The sequence below is a fragment of the Chitinimonas sp. BJYL2 genome (genome assembly GCF_027257935.1).
In the GTDB taxonomy this organism is placed as follows: Bacteria; Pseudomonadota; Gammaproteobacteria; order Burkholderiales; family Chitinimonadaceae; genus Chitinimonas.
The window spans coordinates 1-14571 of sequence record NZ_JANZKW010000003.1 but is presented as its reverse complement, the minus strand read 5'-3'; the positions used below and the strand labels follow the sequence as shown (position 1 = coordinate 14571).

15 protein-coding genes and 1 rRNA gene are annotated in these 14571 nt (G+C 59.3%); 3 read left to right on the top strand and 13 right to left on the bottom strand.

The window, feature by feature from the left end:
* Nucleotides 1-103: 103 nt before the first annotated feature.
* Nucleotides 104-307, top strand: coding sequence for a cold-shock protein (locus O9X62_RS09890; RefSeq protein ID WP_028445562.1), 204 nt, complete (start codon nt 104-106; stop codon nt 305-307).
* A 98-nt stretch (nt 308-405) separates the two neighbouring features.
* Here the strand turns inward: O9X62_RS09890 and icd are convergent, their stop codons facing one another.
* Together icd and O9X62_RS09880 are read right to left on the bottom strand one after the other, a co-directional pair.
* The gene (gene icd, locus O9X62_RS09885; protein WP_269532679.1) at nt 406-1629 is read right to left on the bottom strand and encodes an NADP-dependent isocitrate dehydrogenase; all 1224 of its coding nucleotides are present in this window, start codon (nt 1627-1629) and stop codon (nt 406-408) included.
* 75 nt (nt 1630-1704) lie between these two features.
* Nucleotides 1705-2070: a YciI family protein gene (locus tag O9X62_RS09880; RefSeq protein WP_269532678.1), complete on the bottom strand. Its 366-nt coding sequence runs from the start codon at nt 2068-2070 to the stop codon at nt 1705-1707.
* 101 nt (nt 2071-2171) lie between these two features.
* Here O9X62_RS09880 and O9X62_RS09875 point away from each other — a divergent pair, with 101 nt between their 5' ends.
* Both O9X62_RS09875 and aceK read left to right on the top strand, forming a co-directional pair.
* Nucleotides 2172-2789: a pseudouridine synthase gene (locus O9X62_RS09875; RefSeq protein ID WP_269532677.1), complete on the top strand. Its 618-nt coding sequence runs from the start codon at nt 2172-2174 to the stop codon at nt 2787-2789.
* Between the two features lie 110 nt (nt 2790-2899).
* Nucleotides 2900-4657, top strand: a complete 1758-nt coding sequence (aceK, locus tag O9X62_RS09870; protein ID WP_269532676.1) for a bifunctional isocitrate dehydrogenase kinase/phosphatase — start codon at nt 2900-2902, stop codon at nt 4655-4657.
* A gap of 47 nt (nt 4658-4704) precedes the next feature.
* On the opposite strand, the gene O9X62_RS09865 is transcribed toward aceK, so the two are convergent.
* The 11 genes from O9X62_RS09865 to rrf form a co-directional block, all read right to left on the bottom strand.
* Nucleotides 4705-6006, bottom strand: coding sequence for a NupC/NupG family nucleoside CNT transporter (locus O9X62_RS09865; protein ID WP_269532675.1), 1302 nt, complete (start codon nt 6004-6006; stop codon nt 4705-4707).
* 135 nt (nt 6007-6141) lie between these two features.
* Nucleotides 6142-7656 (bottom strand): exopolyphosphatase, encoded by a 1515-nt coding sequence (gene ppx, locus O9X62_RS09860; RefSeq protein ID WP_269532674.1) that lies wholly within the window; start codon nt 7654-7656, stop codon nt 6142-6144.
* Nucleotides 7657-7756: 100 nt separating this feature from the next.
* Entirely contained in the window at nt 7757-8464 is a 708-nt protein-coding gene (phoU, locus tag O9X62_RS09855) for a phosphate signaling complex protein PhoU (protein ID WP_269532673.1), read from the bottom strand.
* Nucleotides 8465-8562: 98 nt separating this feature from the next.
* Nucleotides 8563-9219: a ribose-5-phosphate isomerase RpiA gene (rpiA, locus tag O9X62_RS09850; protein ID WP_269532672.1), complete on the bottom strand. Its 657-nt coding sequence runs from the start codon at nt 9217-9219 to the stop codon at nt 8563-8565.
* Between the two features lie 30 nt (nt 9220-9249).
* Nucleotides 9250-9867, bottom strand: coding sequence for a MarC family protein (locus O9X62_RS09845; RefSeq protein WP_269532671.1), 618 nt, complete (start codon nt 9865-9867; stop codon nt 9250-9252).
* Between the two features lie 43 nt (nt 9868-9910).
* Complete coding sequence (locus tag O9X62_RS09840) at nt 9911-10261, bottom strand: RidA family protein (RefSeq protein ID WP_269532670.1); 351 nt, start codon at nt 10259-10261, stop codon at nt 9911-9913.
* Nucleotides 10262-10327: 66 nt separating this feature from the next.
* On the bottom strand, nt 10328-11524 hold the full coding sequence (locus tag O9X62_RS09835; RefSeq protein WP_269532669.1) for a fatty acid desaturase: 1197 nt from the start codon (nt 11522-11524) through the stop codon (nt 10328-10330).
* A 60-nt stretch (nt 11525-11584) separates the two neighbouring features.
* On the bottom strand, nt 11585-12907 hold the full coding sequence (locus O9X62_RS09830) for a mechanosensitive ion channel family protein (RefSeq protein WP_269532668.1): 1323 nt from the start codon (nt 12905-12907) through the stop codon (nt 11585-11587).
* The gene (locus O9X62_RS09825) at nt 12907-13413 is read right to left on the bottom strand and encodes an adenylyltransferase/cytidyltransferase family protein (RefSeq protein ID WP_269532667.1); all 507 of its coding nucleotides are present in this window, start codon (nt 13411-13413) and stop codon (nt 12907-12909) included. The genes O9X62_RS09830 and O9X62_RS09825 overlap by 1 nt, the downstream gene beginning before the upstream one ends.
* Nucleotides 13414-13421: 8 nt before the next feature.
* Entirely contained in the window at nt 13422-14282 is an 861-nt protein-coding gene (locus O9X62_RS09820; protein WP_269532666.1) for a ferritin-like domain-containing protein, read from the bottom strand.
* Between the two features lie 172 nt (nt 14283-14454).
* A 5S ribosomal RNA gene (gene rrf, locus O9X62_RS09815) occupies nt 14455-14567 on the bottom strand.
* Between the last annotated feature and the right edge of the window lie 4 nt (nt 14568-14571).

Below are 14571 nucleotides of genomic sequence, written 5' to 3'. Positions count from 1 at the left end.
TCGTAGTACGTGAAGTGCCAGTCTTGCGAGCCTTGAACCATAACAACACGGAGGTGGCTCGCCGCTTCCTTATTACCGCAACCGCAATTGAGGAATTAGTACAATGGCAACTGGTACCGTTAAATGGTTCAACGACGCCAAGGGTTTTGGCTTCATTACCCCTGATGATGGCGGCGAAGATCTGTTCGCACACTTCTCGGCTATCAACATGGCTGGTTTCAAGACCCTGAAGGAAGGCCAAAAGGTTTCCTTCGAAGTGACCCAAGGTCCTAAGGGTAAGCAGGCTTCGAACATTCAGAACGCCTAAGCGTCTGAAGGTTTCAGCCGAAACAAAAAAACCCGCGAATTTCGCGGGTTTTTTTGTGGGTACCGCCACCGCAAGGGTGGCGGCAAACCGATACAGCCTTACATGCGGGCGATCATTGCGTCGCCGAAGGCCGAGCACGACACTTCGGTCGCGCCATCCATCAGGCGGGCGAAGTCATAGGTCACCTGCTTGTCGGCAATGGCCTTCTCCATCGAGCTGATGATCAGATTGGCGGCTTCGGTCCAGCCCATGTGGCGCAGCATCATTTCAGCCGAGAGGATCAGCGAACCGGGGTTCACCTTGTCCTGGCCGGCGTACTTCGGTGCGGTGCCGTGTGTCGCCTCGAACATGGCCACCGAATCGCTCAGGTTGGCGCCCGGGGCGATGCCGATACCGCCAACCTGGGCTGCCAGCGCATCGGAGATGTAGTCGCCATTCAGGTTCAGCGTGGCAACCACATCGTACTCGGCAGGACGCAGCAGAATCTGCTGCAGGAAGGCGTCAGCAATGGCGTCCTTGATCACGATGCCGTTCGGCAGCTTGAGCCACGGGCCGCCGTCGATCTCGACACCACCGAATTCGTTCTTGGCCAGCGCGTAAGCCCAGTCACGGAAGCCACCTTCGGTGAACTTCATGATGTTGCCCTTGTGGACAATGGTCACGCTCTTGCGGCCGTTGTCGATGGCGTACTGGATAGCCTTGCGCACCAGGCGCTCGGTGCCCTGCTTGGAAACCGGCTTGATGCCGATACCCGAGGTCTCGGGGAAACGGATCTTCTTGACGCCCATTTCGCCTTGCAGGAAGTTGATCACCTTCTTGGCACCGTCGGACTCGGCAGCCCACTCGATACCGGCGTAGATGTCTTCGGTGTTCTCACGGAAGATGACCATATCTGTCAGATCCGGGCGCTTCAGTGGCGAAGGCACACCGGTGAAGTAGCGCACGGGGCGCAGGCAGACGTACAGATCCAGCTCCTGGCGCAGGGCCACGTTCAACGAACGGATGCCACCACCCACCGGGGTCGTCATCGGGCCCTTGATCGAGACCACATAGTCCTTGAGGGCAGCCATGGTTTCTTCAGGCAGCCACACATCGGAGCCATATACCTTGGTCGACTTCTCACCAGCGTAGATTTCCATCCAGTGAATCTGCTTGCTGCCACCGTAAGCCTTGGCCACAGCCGCATCCACGACCTTCTTCATCACCGGGGTGATGTCAACGCCAATGCCGTCACCCTCGATGAACGGGATGATCGGGTTATTCGGGATGGCCTGGCCGGGGATGATCTTCTGGCCGCTTGCAGGGACCTTGATATGCGACATGGTGCGCTCCGTCTTGGGTGTTGATGACTATGACTAATTGGTTTGCACGGCCCGTGTGGGCGCCGCGTTGGCTGCTCAGGGATTGCCCAGCTGGCCAGGATAAAACACAAGCATCTCGTTCACGGTATAGGCAAAGACCGCGGCCTGTACCGAAGGATCCTTGTCAAACAAGGCCCTGACCTCATCGGCTGACGCCGCGGCAACCACGATCAGGCCCTTGTCGGCATAGCGGGCGCCGACACGCACCCGCCCTTCCTTGCGCAAGGCGGCGAGATTCGCCGAATGCGCCTTGAAACCTTCCTGCAAATGCGCAGGCTTGTCTGCCTGCCACGCCGCACCGGGTGTGAACTCCACGGCATACATCCGCAGTGCCGGTGCAGTCGTTTCAGCCCGCAACCCAAGGCCCGCAATGAGCAGCAACAACGGCAGCATCCAACGCATGGCGGCAACTCCGGGCAGGCAGGAATTTGAGCAGCGGGCTTCGGCACAGGCCAAAGCAGCCGTATTATACGACCGAGCCCGCCACTGAGCCGCATTCGCGTATGCCTGATTTGATTCTGTTCAATAAGCCCTATGGTGTGATCACCCAGTTCTCGGCGCACGAGCGACACCAGACACTGGCGGATTACATCGCGGCGCCCGGATTTTACCCCGCCGGACGACTGGATACCGACTCCGAGGGCCTGCTGCTGCTGACTGACGACGGCGCGCTGCAGACGCGCATTGCCGACCCGCGTCACAAACTGCCCAAGACTTACTGGGTGCAGGTTGAGGGCATACCGACACAGGCGCAGCTGGATCAGCTGTGTCGTGGCGTCGACCTGGGTGATTTCACTACCCTGCCAGCGGAAGCCCGGCTGCTGCCCGAACCCGATCTTTGGCCGCGCAACCCGCCCATCCGCGTACGCAAGGCGATTCCCGACAGCTGGATCAGTCTGACCATCCGTGAGGGCAAGAACCGCCAGGTGCGGCGCATGACCGCCAAAGTCGGCCTGCCCACACTGCGGCTGGTGCGCGTGCAGGTGGGGGAGTGGCGCATCGACGGCATCGTGCCAGGCGAATGGCAACGCCTCAGTGTGGCCTTGCCGGGCCGCAGCAGCCCGACTGCAACGCAGGCAAAGACGCCTTACCACGCGCGTGGTTTTGGCGCACGCAAGTGAGGCCTCACGGTCACACCCTCTCTCGGCAGACTTTTCCTTGAGGCCCTGCCCCGGTAGGCTCGACGCATTGCCATCGCAGCCTTGCGCTGGCGCGTTTGCAGAGACTGCCCATGCTGATTCCCTCCGGCCAACACCCCAAAGCCATCGGCATTGCCCGCGCCCTGATCGAAGGGTTTGATCGCCACTACAGCATCTTCCGCGAGGTCAGCCGCGCGGCCAAGGAACGCTTCGATGCGGGCGACTGGCATGCTGTGCAGCGCGCCGCCCGTGAGCGTATCCGCTTCTACGATGAGCGCGTGGACGAATGCGTACAACGCCTGCATGAGCAATTCCATGCGGACTGGCTGGATGATGACATCTGGCAACAAGCCAAACTGTTGTTCATCGGCATGCTGGTGAACCATAAGCAACCCGAGCTGGCTGAAACCTTCTTCAACTCGGTGTGTTGCAAGATCCTGCACCGCAATTACTTCCACAATGATTTCATTTTCGTGCGGCCCACGGTCTCGACTGAATACATCGAATCCGACCCACCCACCTATCGCAGCTACTACCCGCGCAACGGCGGCTTTCGTCAGGCGTTGCGACAGATCATTGATGATTTTGGCTGGCAACGTGGCTTCGCCGATCTGGAACGCGATCTGGGTTATCTGATCGAGAGCGCCCGCCTGCATGCAGGCGGGGTCTGGCCGGAGATCGAGGCCAACTTCCAGATCCAGGTGCTGTCGAGCGCCTTCTATCGGAACAAAGCCGCCTACATCATCGGCAAGGCCATCAACGGCGGCCTGGAGTACCCGTTTGCCGTGCCAGTGCTGCACGATGCAGATGGCAAGCTGTTCCTCGATACCATCCTGCTGGAACCCAGCCGGATTGCCATTCTGTTCTCGCTGAACCGCGCCTATTTCATGGTGGATATGGCCTCGCCTTCAGGCTATGTGGGCTTTCTGCGCTCCTTGCTGCCCTTCAAGCCCAAGGCCGAGCTCTACACCATGCTGGGCCTGGGCAAACAGGGCAAGACGGTGTTCTACCGCGACCTGATCCACCATCTGCGCCATAGCAACGACAATTTCATCGAGGCACCCGGTATCCGCGGCTTGGTGATGCTTGTGTTCACCCTGCCCTCCTTCCCCTATGTGTTCAAGCTGATCAAGGACGAGATTGCCCCCACCAAGGATGTCACCAAGGAAATCGTCCGCACCAAATACCAGCTGGTGAAGCAGCATGATCGTGTCGGGCGCATGGCAGATACGCTGGAATTCAGCAATGTGGCCCTGCCCAAGGCGCGCTTCAACGAGGACCTGCTGGGTGAACTGCGACGACTGGCGCCCAGCCTGCTGGAGGAGGACGAACACGAGATCGTGATACGTCACCTCTATATCGAGCGGCGCATGGAGCCGCTGAATCTTTACCTGAACCGCGCCACACCTGCCCAGCTGGAGCATGCGGTGCTCGACTACGGCAACGCCATCCGTGAACTGGCTACGGCCAATATCTTCCCGGGTGACATGCTGTTCAAGAACTTCGGCATCACCCGTTATGGCCGCGTCGTGTTCTACGATTACGACGAAATCGAGTACATGACCGACTGCAACTTCCGCGAGCTACCCGAACCCCAGACGCCCGAGCAGGAAATGGCCAGCGAGCCGTGGTATCCGATAGCCCGCAACGATGTCTTCCCCGAAGAGTTTGCCCGCTTCCTGCTGGGCCCGACTGAAATCCGCCGGGTCTTCCTGCAACACCACCGGGATCTGCTGAACCCGGCCTTCTGGCGCACACGGCAAGACCGGATCCGCGCCGGACATGTGGAAGACTTTTTCCCTTATCCGGACGACTTGCGATTCTCGCGTCGCTTTGGGAGCGCGGCATAAAAAAACCGGGCTTGCGCCCGGTTTTTACATGGTGACAGCGTGAGGTACTAGGTTCCGGTCAACCAGAGCGCCCCCACCGTCGCCGTCAGCAAGCCCGCAAGAACGGCCGCGAGCAAGGCCCGCATGCCGATGGCGGCAAGCGTCTGCTGCTGGTTGGGCGCCATGGCGCCAATACCGGCGACGCAGATACCCACGGAGGAAAAGTTGGAGAACGACGACAGGGCGAAAGTCGCGATCATGATCGAGTGGGGCGAGAGCTGACCCGCATCCTTGAGGCGCGCCAGGTCCAGATACGCCACGAACTCGTTGACGACGATCTTCTGACCCAGCAGCGAACCTACCTGCATGGTTTCCGCCCAAGGCACACCCAGCAGCCAGGCGACCGGACGGAAAAGCTGACCGAACAGATACTGCAGCGTCAAACCCGGGAACAAGCCGCCGGTCGCATCGCGAATCACCCCGTTCACCCCCAGCCATTCACCCACCACGTTCTGTGTCATATGGTTCAGGAAGGCAATCAGCGACACGAACACCAGCAGCACGGCTGCCACGATACAGGCCAGCTTGAGGCCCTCGATCGTGCCATCGACCAGGGCATTGATGAAGTGCCCATGCTGGCCGTGATCGTAATCCAGGCGGTTGGACGACATATGGCTTTCGTCCTCCTCGGGCAGGATCATCTTGGCAAAAATCACCGCAGCAGGTGCATTCATGATCGACGCCAGCAGCAGCCAGGTCGCAAACTTGGCCTGTGCAGCCGGGTCAGCACCGCCCAGAAACGCCACATAGGCCGCCATGACCGAACCCGCCAGGGTCGACATGCCACCCACCATCAGGCAGAACAATTCGGAGCGCGTCATCCGTGCGACGAAGGGGCGCACCAGCAGCGGCGCCTCAGTCTGGCCCAGGAAGATGTTACCGGCCACGGACAGACTCTCCGGACCCGAAAGCTGCATGGTCCGCTTCATGATCCAGGCGAAGCCGACCACGATCTTCTGCAGGATGCCGAAGTGGTACAGCAAGGCGGAAAAGGCCGAGAAGAACAGCAGGATCGGCAACACATTGAAGGCAAAGATGAAGGCCAGCTTGCCACCCGGATTGGCCAGATCACCAAAGATGAAGCGTGCGCCGTCACCCGCAAAGCTAAGCAGCTTCACGAAACCGACGCCAATGCTGTCCAGCGCCATCCGCGCCGGTGGCACCTGGCTGAACAGCAGGCAAAAACCCGTATGCAGGGCCAAGCCCACCAGTACGATGCGCCAGTTGATCTTGCTGCGGTTATACGAGCACAGCCAGGCGATGGCCAGCAGGGCAACCACGCCGATAATGGACTGTAGGGCTATGGGCATTACTCTCTCCTGAGGCCACCCCTGAATCGAAGGGCGCGATTCTATGCGAGACTGCCGTTTCCCACTACGAAAACAGGGAGATAGCGCGAATTCGTTGCCTTATCGCCCAGCGCTGCGGCATGGGCGCGACAAGCCTCAGGCGCCGGCCTTGTCCCAGCGGCCAAAGTTGGGCGACAAGGACAGCGACTGGCCAATCTCGCGCCACTCCTCGGCTTCCTGAATCAAGGCCGTGTGGGTCAGGGGGTTGGCGGCCAGCCAGTCATCCGGGGCTGACAGGCTGAAACCGTTCTTGATGGCCGCCAGGGAGATGGGGGGCGGCTCACGGTCAATGCGGCTGCGGCAACACAATACCGCCAGTCGCAGCGCCATCACCCGCGCCCAGCGATCCGGTGCATGGCCGCTGCCGAGCTTCTTGAGGCCACCCTTGTGGCCCAATACCAGCAGCGCGAGCCTGGCTTGCTCATGACTGGAAAAACCGGGCATGTCCGCGTGCTGGAGTATGTAGGCGGAGTGTTTGTGATAACTCGAATGCGAGACCGTCAGACCGATCTCATGCAGCCGCGCAGCCCAGAGCAGCAAGTTCAGGTCCGCCTCGGGGTCAATCTGCAGGCTGTGGGCCATCTGCCGATAGAACGTCTCCGCCAACGCAGACACACGCGCCTGCTGCGCCATATCGATGTGATAGCGACGCTTGAACTGCGTCACCGTCACGTCACGCAGATCACGATGATGCTGACGCCCCAGAAGATCGTAGAGCACGCCATCTCGCAAGGCGCCCAGCGTGATGCCCATCTTCTCGACACCCAGCTCGGCAAATACGGCGGCCATGATGGCAAAACCGCCGGGCAAGACCGGACGCCTGTCTGCACGTAAACCATTGAGCTGGACCGCATCGATATGGCCGGCCTTTAGCATGATGGCGCGCAGCTTTTCCATGCCATCGAGCGTGATCCCTCCGCTGCTCAGGTCATTGAGTTCCATGATGTCGGAAAGCGAACGGGCAGTCCCGGAGGTGCCGATGGCCAATTGCCAGTGCGCTTGATTGAAATCCTGCACGATGGCCTGCAGCTCCGAACGTGCGGCCAGCTCGGCATCACGGAAGGCACGCGCGGTGAGCTTGCCATCGGGAAAGAACTTGAGGCTGTAACTGACACAGCCCATCAACAGACTTTCGGTCTTGAGCGGCTTGAACTGCTGGCCGACGATGAATTCGGTGGAGCCACCACCGATATCCACGACCAGACGCTTCTCCTTGCTGGCCGGGAGGCTGTGTGCAGCGCCGATGTAAATCAACCGCGCTTCTTCGCGCCCGGCAATCACCTCAATGGGGAAACCCAGTGCCGCCTCAGCCTTGGGCAGGAAGTCGGCCGCGTTGCGGGCCACCCGCAGCGTATTGGTCGCCACCACCCGCACATGCTCGCGCGGCATGCCTCGCAAACGCTCGCCAAAACGGGCCAAGGCCGCCAGTGCGCGCGTCTGGCCCTTCTCATCAAGCTCATCACGGTTATCCAGGGCAGCGGCAAAGCGTACCGTGTCCTTGAGCGCATCCAGTGGATAAACCTGATCGTCGACCACGCGGGCGACTTGCAGGCGGAAGCTGTTGGAACCGAGATCGACCGCGGCAATCGTGTGCGTGGGGCTCATGGGCATTTCTTGGCTGGCTGGTATGGGCGGATTGTCGGAACCGGCACCACAAAAGACAAGCCCCGCGCACTGGCACGGGGCTGGCTTGCGACTTGGTACAACAGAATCAGGAGCTTTGCTTCTCGATCTGTTCGATTTCTTCGAGGGCGCTATGACGAATATCGATGCCCTTGACCAGATACACCACGTATTCCGCCACGTTCTTGGCATGGTCACCCACACGCTCGATGGCCTTGGCGATCTCGATGATTTCGAGCGCCAGGCTGATGGTGCGAGGGTCTTCCATCATGTAGGTAATCAGCTGGCGCTGGATGGCCTTGAACTCCTCATCCAGCTTGATGTCCTCGCGCGCGACCTGGCTGGCCACGCTCGGGTCCAGACGGGCAAAGCCATCGAAGGCCGAGCGCAGCATGGTCAGTGCGATACCGGCCTGGTAGCTCAGATCCGACATCCGCGGCACATTGACACGACCTGCCTCGTAAATCAGGCGGGCGCGGCCGGCAATCTTGGCGGCCTTGTCGCCGATACGTTCCAGATCATTCACCGCCTTGTTCACGGTGAGCACCATGCGCAGATCGCTGGCTGCAGGCTGGCGGCGCGCGATGATATGCATGCAATCATCGTCGATTTCGATATGCAGCGCGTTGACGCGCTTTTCGGTTTCTTCAACCTTGTTGATCAGCTCGGGGTTACCCGTCTCCAGTGCCTTCATGGCATCGCGGAACTGTTCCTCCACCAAACCGGCCATGGCCAGAATCTTGGCGCGAGCAGCTTCAAGCTCGATATCAAACTGCTTCGAAATATGTTCAGACATGCGGTTAAACCCTCGTGCGACCCGGTATCAAGCTTGGCATGTGCGTAGCAATGCGCCAAACGAATTTTCGGTGACAGTTTTCTTACGGTTTGCTGCGATCAGGTCAGCGTCTTGACGCCCTGCGCGCTGCCGAGCAGGAGCACATCCGCGCGCCGGCGGGCAAACAGTCCATTGGTGACCACGCCAACAATCTGGTTGATCTCGCCTTCCAGTTTGCCGGGTTCGGCAATCTGCATGCCGTGAACATCCAGAATCACATTGCCATTGTCGGTCACCACGCCCTCACGATACACCGGTCGGCCGCCCAGCAAAACCAGTTGGCGGGCGACATGGCTGCGCGCCATGGGGATCACTTCCACGGGCAACGGGAAGCGGCCCAGCACATCCACCAGCTTGGTCTCATCGGCAATGCAAATGAACTTGTCGGCGACGGCGGCTACAATCTTTTCCCGCGTCAGCGCGGCACCACCGCCCTTGATCGCGTGCAGATAGTGATTGATCTCGTCGGCGCCATCCACGTAGACCGGAAGCTTGTCTACCGCGTTCAAATCGAAAACGGCAATGCCGTGCTGCTTGAGCCGCGCCGCCGAGGCTTCGGAACTGGCTACAGCACCCTCGATACGACCCTTGATCGTGGCCAGCGCATCAATGAAGTGGTTGGCCGTGGAGCCGGTCCCGACACCCACCACACAGTTATCGGGGATGTGTGCGATGGCGGCCTGCGCTGCGGCACGCTTCATGTCATCCAGGGTCATGTCAGGCTCCTATGATCGATCAGACCGCCATTATACGGGCGCAGCGTGATGCAGCTGCAGGACAAACTTCTGGATACCCGCCAGCAGCATCTCGATCGCGATCGCTGTCAGGATCAGCCCCATCAGCCGCTCAAAGGCCATCGTGACCTGCTCGCCCAGAAAATCGGCAATCTTTTCGGCAAAGCCAAGCACTACCGCAGACACGCTCATCGCCACCAGGAGTGCGCCAATCCACTCCCACATGCGGTCCGGTTCGCGGGAAACGAGCAGCAGGACCGTCGCCATCGCCGAAGGCCCGGCGATGAAGGGAATCGCCAAGGGCACCAGGAAAGGCTCGCCTTTGACCTGATGCGCAAACGCCCCTTCCGGATGAGGGAAGATCATCTTCAGGGCAATCAGGAACAGGATCACCCCGCCAGCAATACCCAGCGATGTCTCACTGAGATGCATGACATCCAGCACACGCTGACCAAAGAACAGGAAGAACAGCAGGATCGCCGTAGCTAAGAGTACTTCGCGGATGATGATGCGGCGTCGCCGCGCCGGATCGACCTGGCGCAGCAGCCCGATGAACAAGGGGATGTTCCCCAGCGGATCGGTCACCAGGATCAGCAGGATGGTGGCGGAAATAAAGGAGGAGGTTTCCATAGGCGGATTGACTCCAGAAAGAGAGCAGTTGCTCGGAGCGGCCTTAGAGCGCCGCGATGACTTTGATCTCGACCCGATACTCCGGCGCAGCCAGCTTGGCCTCGACAGTGGCTCGCACAGGCGCATGACCCTCGGGCACCCAGGCGGTCCAGGCGGTATTCATCTCATCATAGTCATCCATATCCGCCAGCCATATCTGCGCGGACAGGATCTTGTCCTTGGCACTGCCCACTTCAGCCAGCAGAGTATCAATCAGCGAGAGCACCTCGACCGTTTGCGCACCCGTGCCGGCATAGAGCTGCTGATCGGCAACCTGTCCGGCCAGATAAACCGTATTGTTGTGGACGACAATTTCCGACATGCGCGGACCAATGTGATAGCGCTGGATGGACATGAATCAGCTTTCCTGAAAAAACAAAAGGGCGGCCATCGGGCCGCCCTCTGGATGATACGTGCTCAATCAGGCGAGCGCAGTACCACGCAAGCGCAGCGAGAATTCGCGTAGCGCTTCAATGCCGCTGGCCTCGGCACGCGCGCACCAATCCTGCAACTGTTTGAGCAACTGTTCCTTGGAAGCGGAGGAGCGCTCCCACAGCAAGGTCAGCTCCTGGCGCATGCTGTAAACGGTTTCCAGCACCTTGGACTCGGCCAGCAGCGCGTCCAGATGCGCCTGATCCTGCACCGGCGTGTCCTTGCGGTCCTGCTTGAGCCAGCGCTTCATGGCGCGTTGCAGATTGAAATCCACCTGCGGGCGATTGTGCGCACGCTGGCGCATCTGCTCGATCTCGGCAGACACGGTGGCCTTGAGTTGACGCGCATACGCCGAGGCAATCTCGTAGCGATTGGCAATGATTGCCTGAAGGGTATCGAAATCCGCCTGCGACTTGGCCTCGATAGCACGCACGGCGGGTGCCACGCGACGCACTTTGGCCAGACCAAAGGTTTCGAGAATGCGGATATACAGCCAGCCGATATCGAACTCCCAAGCCTTGTTGGACAGCTTGGCCGACGTACCGAAGGTATGGTGATTATTGTGCAGCTCTTCGCCACCGATCAGGATGCCCCAAGGCACGATATTGCGGGAGGCATCTTCATTCTCGAAGTTGCGGTAGCCCCAGTAGTGACCAATACCGTTGATGATGCCCGCTGCCGTCACCGGAATCCAGATCATCTGCACCGCCCAGATCCAGATACCGTTGGCACCGAACAGAAGTCCATCGATGATGGCCATGGTGACCACGCCCCACACGCTGTGTGGCGTGTAGAGATGACGTTCTAGCCAGTCATCGGGGGTGCCGTGACCGAACTTCTCCAGAGTTTCCTTGTTTTTGGATTCGGCGCGATATAGCTCCGAACCTTCCAGCAGGACCTTCTTGATACCCAGCACTTGCGGGCTGTGCGGATCTTCCGGCGTCTCGCAGCGTGCATGGTGCTTGCGGTGTATGGCCGCCCACTCTTTGGTGACCATACCGGTAGTCAGCCAGAGCCAGAAGCGGAAAAAATGACTGGCAATCGGATGCAGGTCCAGCGCACGATGCGCTTGGTGACGATGCAAGAAGATGGTGACGGATGCGATGGTGATATGGGTCAGCACCAAGGCGACCACGATATAACCCCACCAAGGCAGATCAATCAGACCATTGAGCCATGAGAGCATGGAATTCCCTTTTCAAGGTACACAGTACAAACGGGGCGGATTCTACGCCCTATCGCTTGCCTAGCGCGCGCTCGAACCGACAGCCGGAGTTTGATCCCGATCAATCGGGGCCTTGATGAACTGCACATCACGGCGCGGATAGGGGATCTCGATACCCTCAGCCCGGAATGCCGACCAGATCTGTTTGTTCAGATCGGAACGCAGCACAACGGTTCCCTGATCCGAATCAGCAATCCAGATGGCGAGCTCGACATCGATGCCGTTCTCGCCGAATGCCTTGATCAAGGCTTGCGGCGCCGGCTCCTCAAGCACCCTGGGCTGGGCCCGGGCAAGGTCCACCAAGATGGTGGAAATGCGCTCCAGATCCGAACCATAGGCCACCTGTACCGGCAGGACCACGCGCAAGAGCTTGTCCGAATGCGACAAGTTCAGCACGGTCGACGTAATCAGCGCTTCATTGGGAATGATGGCCTCGCTGCCATCACCGAGCTTGAGTACCACGTAACGGGAGGTAATCTGCGAGATGATGCCCTGACGGCCATCGATATTGACCAGATCGCCGATGCGAACCGAACCATCGAGCAGGATGATGAAGCCGGATACATAGTTGCTGGCAATCTTCTGTAAACCGAAGCCCAAGCCGACACCCAAGGCACCACCGAATACCGAGAGGACGGTGAGATCAATACCCACCAAAGGCAGCGCGACAATCACACCCAGAACAACCAACGCCGTGCGCGCCACCTTGGTCATGACGACCCGCACGCTGATATCGACGGTGGTTGCCGCCATGACACGCTGTTCCAGCAAGCGGCCCAGCCACATTGCCAGCAGCAGGGTGACAGCAATCGACACCAATCCGTTCAGCACGGTCAGCAGCGAAACATGTTGCTTACCCAAGGGCAGGGCAATCCCGTCCAGCATCTGCTTGATATCCGGCAGTACACCGGTGATATGCAGGGCATAGACCAGCCAGATCAAGGCAGAGAGGGGTCGCAAGGCGCGATTGACCCAGCCAGACTGTACGAAGGATTGCTGCAACAAGTGCGCCACGGTCCGAACGATGACCCAGGCAGACAGCAGGCTGGCCGACAAGCGCAGCAACGTCAGCGGATGAGCGGAATGCCATACCGCCAGCGCCAACTCAACGCCAAGCCAGAAACACATCGGAAACAGCACGTTGGCGACACCGTTCGAGCCGGCGCGCCAGCGATCACCCGCCGCTTTTCGTAGCCTGGGAGATAGCGCTGCCGCCAACAGCCAGGCCAGCACGCCACCCAGCAACAAGACGGCCAGCTGCCACAACAGCTGAGGTTCAGTCAGGCCTTGCCGCTGGAAATCCTCGATGAAGTCAAAAAGCGCAGTTGAATTGGCAGCACTCATCAGCGACTTGCCTCATCCTGCGCACGTATCTTCTTCAGGGTTGCCGTGGTCGAGGTATCAAACAGGAACGGGATGGAGTGCACGCTGCCTCCGCGCGCCAACACATCCGCACTGCCCACAATCTTGTCAGGCGCCCAGTCTCCCCCCTTGACCAGCACATCCGGGCGCACGGCCAGGATGAGATCAAGCGGCGTATCGGCGTCGAACCAGGTCACCAGATCGCAGGCTGCCAGTGCTGCCATGACTGCAGCACGATTTTCCAGCGGATTGATCGGGCGGTCGTCTCCCTTGCCCTGCCTGCGTACGGAGGCATCGGTATTCAATGCCACCACCATGGCGGCGCCCAACGCACGGGCTTGCGCCAGATAAGTGACATGCCCGCGATGCAGGATGTCAAAACAGCCGTTGGTAAAAACGAGGGGGCGGGGCAAGTCGTTCAGGCGCTCGAGCAACTGCTCTGGCGGACAAATCTTCGACTCAAAATCAGGCGTGGCATAAGGACTCATGAATTTATTCAAGTGCTGGCCAGCACGGCTGGGGCCTGCCCGAGCTGGCGCTGCAGTTCCTTGCGATAGAGATTAAGTTGACTGGCCGTTTCAAATGTACGGTCAAACAGGTTCGACATATTGCGCAAGATGCCGCCAACCACACGCGCCTCCCACTCCTTGTCGAAGTGGATCTGCTGATCAAGCCAACGCTCCAACCAGCCAGGGTCGGGGAGGCGGCTCTGAACGGTATCATTCGGGAACAACGACTGGTTCACATGCAGATTCGTCGGATGGAGCGGCTTGCTGGCCTTGCTGCTGGCCGCCATCAAGACGCCGATTTTCGCAAATGCATGCCTCGCCTCGTCGCCAAGGCGATCGATCGCGCGCTTCATGTATTTGAGATAAGCACCGCCGTGGCGTGCCTCGTCTTGCGAGAGCGTCTTGTAGATATGCTTGATGACCGGTTCGGTATGCCACTCGGAAGCACGTCGATACCACTGCGTCAGACGAACTTCGCCACAGAAATGCAGCATCAGGGTTTCCAGCGGAGGCGCCGGATCAAACTCGAATCGTACTGCATGCAACTCGGCTTCCGATGGTGCAAGGTCAGGGCGGAAGCGGCGCAAATACTCCATCATGACCAAGGCGTGTTTCTGCTCTTCATAAAACCAGATGGACATGAAGGCAGAAAAGTCGCTGTCATCCCGATTGTCACGCAGGAACATCTCGGTGGCTGGCAAGGCAGACCACTCGGTAATGGCATTGAGCTTGATGGTTTGTGCCTGCTCATCAGTCAGTAAAGCAGCATCAAACTGCTCCCAAGGGATATCGCGCTGCATATCCCAGCGTGCTTTTTCGAGTGAGGAGAACAATTCGGGGTAGAGCATGGTCGATCCATCCTTGTGACGCGATCTTTGGTAATGACAGCATATCGGATCAATTTGTTCATCTTGATGACGATACCGGCATGTACCCCGACCGTTAGCGTCGGCGACAAAGGGGAAGATACTACCAAAACAAAAAACCCCAGCTGATTAGCTGGGGTTTTTGTATAGGGTAGCCTGGCGGTGACCTACTTTCACACGGGAATCCGCACTATCATCGGCGCGGCCTCGTTTCACGGTCCTGTTCGAGATGGGAAGGCGTGGGTCCAAGGCGCTATGGCCGCCAAGCAAA

What these genes read in the sequence shown, in the direction of transcription:
- O9X62_RS09890 (WP_028445562.1), top strand. Translation starts at nt 104, where the DNA reads ATGGCAACTGGTACCGTTAAATGGTTCAACGACGCCAAGGGTTTTGGC.
- icd (WP_269532679.1), bottom strand. Translation starts at nt 1,629, where the DNA reads ATGTCGCATATCAAGGTCCCTGCAAGCGGCCAGAAGATCATCCCCGGC.
- O9X62_RS09880 (WP_269532678.1), bottom strand. Translation starts at nt 2,070, where the DNA reads ATGCGTTGGATGCTGCCGTTGTTGCTGCTCATTGCGGGCCTTGGGTTG.
- O9X62_RS09875 (WP_269532677.1), top strand. Translation starts at nt 2,172, where the DNA reads ATGCCTGATTTGATTCTGTTCAATAAGCCCTATGGTGTGATCACCCAG.
- aceK (WP_269532676.1), top strand. Translation starts at nt 2,900, where the DNA reads ATGCTGATTCCCTCCGGCCAACACCCCAAAGCCATCGGCATTGCCCGC.
- O9X62_RS09865 (WP_269532675.1), bottom strand. Translation starts at nt 6,006, where the DNA reads ATGCCCATAGCCCTACAGTCCATTATCGGCGTGGTTGCCCTGCTGGCC.
- ppx (WP_269532674.1), bottom strand. Translation starts at nt 7,656, where the DNA reads ATGCCCATGAGCCCCACGCACACGATTGCCGCGGTCGATCTCGGTTCC.
- phoU (WP_269532673.1), bottom strand. Translation starts at nt 8,464, where the DNA reads ATGTCTGAACATATTTCGAAGCAGTTTGATATCGAGCTTGAAGCTGCT.
- rpiA (WP_269532672.1), bottom strand. Translation starts at nt 9,219, where the DNA reads ATGACCCTGGATGACATGAAGCGTGCCGCAGCGCAGGCCGCCATCGCA.
- O9X62_RS09845 (WP_269532671.1), bottom strand. Translation starts at nt 9,867, where the DNA reads ATGGAAACCTCCTCCTTTATTTCCGCCACCATCCTGCTGATCCTGGTG.
- O9X62_RS09840 (WP_269532670.1), bottom strand. Translation starts at nt 10,261, where the DNA reads ATGTCCATCCAGCGCTATCACATTGGTCCGCGCATGTCGGAAATTGTC.
- O9X62_RS09835 (WP_269532669.1), bottom strand. Translation starts at nt 11,524, where the DNA reads ATGCTCTCATGGCTCAATGGTCTGATTGATCTGCCTTGGTGGGGTTAT.
- O9X62_RS09830 (WP_269532668.1), bottom strand. Translation starts at nt 12,907, where the DNA reads ATGAGTGCTGCCAATTCAACTGCGCTTTTTGACTTCATCGAGGATTTC.
- O9X62_RS09825 (WP_269532667.1), bottom strand. Translation starts at nt 13,413, where the DNA reads ATGAGTCCTTATGCCACGCCTGATTTTGAGTCGAAGATTTGTCCGCCA.
- O9X62_RS09820 (WP_269532666.1), bottom strand. Translation starts at nt 14,282, where the DNA reads ATGCTCTACCCCGAATTGTTCTCCTCACTCGAAAAAGCACGCTGGGAT.